At 65.5% G+C, this 4,325-nt stretch carries 3 protein-coding genes; all 3 read right to left on the minus strand.

Going from position 1 to position 4,325, the window contains the following annotated elements; all coding sequences use genetic code 11:
• Positions 1–1,251 (minus strand): M20 family peptidase (locus AC1DOC_RS21540; RefSeq protein WP_478130451.1); only part of this gene is annotated, 1,251 nt, incomplete at its 3' end.
• Between the two features lie 22 nt (positions 1,252–1,273).
• Positions 1,274–3,379, minus strand: coding sequence for a 3-hydroxyacyl-CoA dehydrogenase NAD-binding domain-containing protein (locus AC1DOC_RS21545; RefSeq protein WP_478130452.1), 2,106 nt, complete (start codon positions 3,377–3,379; stop codon positions 1,274–1,276).
• 152 nt (positions 3,380–3,531) lie between these two features.
• A complete protein-coding gene (locus AC1DOC_RS21550; protein WP_012748028.1) occupies positions 3,532–4,227 on the minus strand; it encodes an ABC transporter ATP-binding protein in 696 nt (231 codons plus the stop codon).
• Positions 4,228–4,325 lie beyond the last annotated feature (98 nt).

The raw sequence follows: 4,325 nt of genomic DNA on the forward strand, positions 1-4,325 counted from the left end.
GGCGCACCGGCGCACCGCCTGCTGGATCGCGCGGTAGCCGGTGCTGTCGGTCGGCGACACGGGCGACGGCTCCGAGTTGCCGGGATAGCGCTTGATCTTGATCTCGTCGTTGCCCAGGCTCTTGCGCAGGTGCGCTTCCACGCTGTCGATGCTGTCGCCCGGCAGGATGCGGAAGTTGACCGCCGCTTCGGCGCGGCCGGGCAGCACGTTGTCCTTGTTGCCGGCACGCACGATGGTCAGCGCCGTGGTCGTGCGCAGCATCGCGTTGCTGCTCGGGCTCTTTTCGAGCTGGCCGCGCACCAGCGGTTCGGTGAGCCACAGGTTGGAGAGCATGACGCGGTTCACGCCGCTCATCTCGGGCGCGAGCGYGCCGAACATCTGSSCGGCCACGCCCTTGATGCCGCCGGGCATCGGGTTGGCCTCGAGCCGCGCGAGCGCCGCACTCATGCTGCCGATGGCGCTGTGCTGCGGCGGCATCGACGAATGGCCGGGCGCAGTGTCGAGCGAGAGAAAGAAGGTCCCGTAGCCCTTCTCCGCCAGGCCAATGAGCGCCGCGGGCTTGGAAAGACCCGGCAGCACGCCGTCGAGGACCAGCAGGCCCTCGTCGAGCACCCAATCGGGCCGCACGTTGCGCGACTTGAGCAGTTCGGCAATGGGCTGCGCGCCGCGCAGGCCGCTCACCTCCTCGTCGTCGCCCATCACGAGGTAGACGGTCTGCCTCGGCTGGAAGCCGCTCGCAACCAGCAGCTCGATGGCTTCCATCTGCGCGAACAGGTTGCTCTTGTTGTCGAGCGTGCCGCGGCCCCAGACGAAGCCGTCCCTGATCTCGCCCGCGAAGGGGTCGACCGTCCAGGCCTTCTCGGTACCCGGGGCAACGGGCACCATGTCCTGGTGCGCCATGAGCGCAATGGGCTTGGCCTGCGGATCGCTGCCGGCCCATGTGTAGAGCAGCGCCCTGTTGCCGACCACTTCCTTCTTGAGGGTGGCGTGGAGCTTGGGGAACTGCTGCGCGAGGTAGGCATGCAGCTTGTCGAACTCGGCCAGGTTCGCGGCCGGGTCGTCCAGGGCCGACACCGTGCGGAACGTGATCGCGGTGGACAGCCGCTTCGCGGCCGCCTGCAGGTCGATGTCCAGCTTGGGTGCGGGCGCCACCGCCAGCTGCTGCGATGGCGTGGTCCAGGTCTTGACCGCCACGGCCGCCGCCAGTGCCAGAAGCACCAGCAGCAGCCCGAGAAAGATGCGTTTCAACATGGGCGGCCGGAGTCCTTCGCGATCAGCTGAACTGCTTGCCTTCGGCCACCAGCTTCTGGATCAGCGGCGCGGGCTGCCAGAACTCGGCATCGTCGCGCGGGTTCTTGGCAAAGCGCTTCATGGTTTCGGCCACGTTGTACAGGCCCACCTGCGAYGCGTAGTGCATCGGGCCGCCGCGCCAGACCGGGAAGCCGTAGCCGGTGAGGTACACCATGTCGATGTCGCCCGACTTCGAGGCAATGCCGTCCTCCAGGATGTGCGCGCCTTCGTTGACCAGCGCATACACCAGGCGCTGCACGATCTCTTCATCGGAAATCTTGCGCGGCGTGATGCCCAGTTCCTTGCGGTGGTCCTCGATCATCTTGTTGACGAGCTCCGACGGAATCGCATCGCGCTTGCCGGCCTGGTAGTCGTACCACCCTGCCCCGGTCTTCTGGCCGAAGCGGCCCAGTTCGCAGAGCTTGTCGGCCGTGCGGCTGTACTTCATGTCCGGATGCTCGACGGCCCGGCGCTTGCGAATGGCCCAGCCGATGTCGTTGCCAGCCAGGTCGCCCATGCGGAACGGGCCCATCGCAAAGCCGAACTTCTCAACGGCCTTGTCGACCTGCTGCGGCGTGGCGCCCTCGTCCAGCAGGAAGCCGGCCTGGCGCGAGTACTGCTCGATCATGCGGTTGCCGATGAAGCCATCGCACACGCCCGAGACCACGGCCGTCTTCTTGATCTTCTTGCCAATGTCCATCACCGTGGCCAGCACGTCCYTGGACGTGGCCTTGCCGCGCACCACTTCGAGCAGCTTCATCACGTTGGCCGGGCTGAAGAAGTGCATGCCGACCACGTCCTGCGGGCGCTGGGTGAAGGCTGCGATCTTGTCGACGTCGAGCGTCGAGGTGTTGGAAGCCAGGATCGCGCCCTTCTTGGCCACGCGGTCGAGTTCCTTGAACACCTTCTCCTTCACGCCGAGTTCCTCGAACACGGCTTCGATGATCAGGTCGGCATCCTTCAGGTCGTTGTAGTCGAGCGTGGTGCTCAACAGCGCCATGCGCTGCTCGTACTTGTCCTGCTTGAGCTTGCCCTTCTTGACCTGCGATTCGTAGTTCTTCTTGATGGTGGCAATGCCGCGGTCGAGCGCTTCCTGCTTCATCTCGAGAATCTTCACGGGAATGCCCGCGTTCAGGAAGTTCATCGAGATGCCGCCGCCCATGGTGCCGGCGCCGATCACGCCCACCGACTTGACTTCGCGCTTGGGCGTGTCCTCGGGCACGTCGGGAATCTTGGAGGCCGCGCGCTCGGCCATGAACAGGTGGCGCAGCGCCAGCGATTCGGGCGTGAACATCAGCGCGGTGAAGATCCGGCGCTCCTCGGTCATGCCTTCGTCGAACTTCATCTTCGTCGCCGCCTGAACGGCGTCGACGCATTTGAGCGGCGCCGGGTAGTTCTTCGACATACCGCCGACCATGTTCTTCGCGAACTGGAAGTAGGCATCGCCCTGCGGGTGCTTGCACGGCAGGTTGCGCACCAGCGGCAGCGCTTCGCCGGTCTTGCCCGCGACGCTCTTGGCGAATGCAACGGCTTCCTCGAACACCGATTCGGGCGAGGCCGCGAGCTTGTCGAACAGCTTCTGGCCCGGCAGGCCGGCGAGCAGTTCGCTCTTGACGGGCTCGCCGCTCACGATGATGTTGAGCGCGGTCTCCACGCCCAGCACGCGCGGCAGGCGCTGCGTGCCGCCGGCGCCGGGAATCAGGCCCAGCTTGACCTCGGGCAGCGCAATGCTGGTGCCGGGCGCCGCCACGCGGTAGTGGCAGCCGAGCGCCAGCTCGAGGCCGCCGCCCATGCACACCGAGTGGATCGCCGCGACGATCGGCTTGGGCGAAGCCTCGAGCGCAAGGATCACGCTCAGCAGGTTGGGCTCCTGCAGCGCCTTGGGCGTGCCGAATTCCTTGATGTCCGCACCGCCCGAGAACGCCTTGCCGGCGCCGGTGATGACGATGGCCTTGACGGCGTCGTCGGCATTGGCCTTCGCGAGCCCATCGGTGATGCCGATGCGGGTCGAGAAACCGAGACCGTTGACCGGAGGGTTGGTCAGTGTGATCACGGCGACATCGCCGAGCACTTTGTATTCAGCCGTCATGCTGCGTTCCTTGGTGTGTGAAGAAAAAGAAGAAAAAGCACGAGTGTTCTTTTTCGGGAGATTCTAGGCGTTTGGCGCAGCGCAACAATGGCACGCAGTCGCTGTTGGGACAAGGGGATCCGGGGCGCGGCCCGGATCCGCGGAGGGCTTCTTCAGACCTCTAGCCACTCTTTGCGAGTGGTGGCGTCAGCGCGCAGGCCGTCGGGCGTGCCGTCGAACACGATGCTGCCGTGGCCCATGACGAGCGCGCGGTCCGAGATCTGCATGGCAATGGTCAGCTTCTGCTCGATCAGCAGCACCGAGATGCCCTTGTCCTTGAGCGTCTTCAGGTATTGCCCCACCAGCTCGACGATCTTGGGCGCAAGGCCTTCGGTGGGCTCGTCGATGATGATCAGGTCGGGGTCGCCCATCAGGGTGCGGCACAGCGTGAGCATCTGCTGCTCGCCGCCCGAGAGCACGCCGGCCTCGGTGTGCTGGCGCTCCTTCAGGCGCGGGAACATGCCGTACATGTCGTCGAAGGACCAGCGGCTGCCCTTGCCCGAGCCCTTCTGGCCCAGGAGCAGGTTCTGGTGCACCGTGAGCTTGGGAAAGATGTCGCGGTTCTCGGGCACGTAGCCGATGCCCAGGTGGGCGATCTCGTAGGCCTTCCTGCGCAGGATGTCCTGGTCCTTCCAGCGCAGCGTACCCTCGGCATGCACCAGGCCCATGATGGCCTTGGCGGTGGTCGAGCGGCCCGAGCCGTTGCGGCCCAGCAGCGCGACGATCTCGCCGGCGCCCACGTTGAAGGAAACGCCATGCAGCACATGGCTCTTGCCGTAGTAGGCGTGGATGTCGTGAAGCTTCAGCATGTCAGTGGCTCCGCGGCGTGTTGTTGTGTTGCGGGTTGCTTGTCTTATTGTTCTTGGCGTTGTTGTTCGGGGCGCGTGCACAGGCCACCGGGTACTCC

It is taken from the genome of Variovorax sp. 01T439_2 (assembly GCF_056398445.1).

Bases quoted from the DNA above. Each gene is read 5' to 3' on its own strand.
- AC1DOC_RS21550 (WP_012748028.1), bottom strand. From the start codon at position 4,227: ATGCTGAAGCTTCACGACATCCACGCCTACTACGGCAAGAGCCATGTG.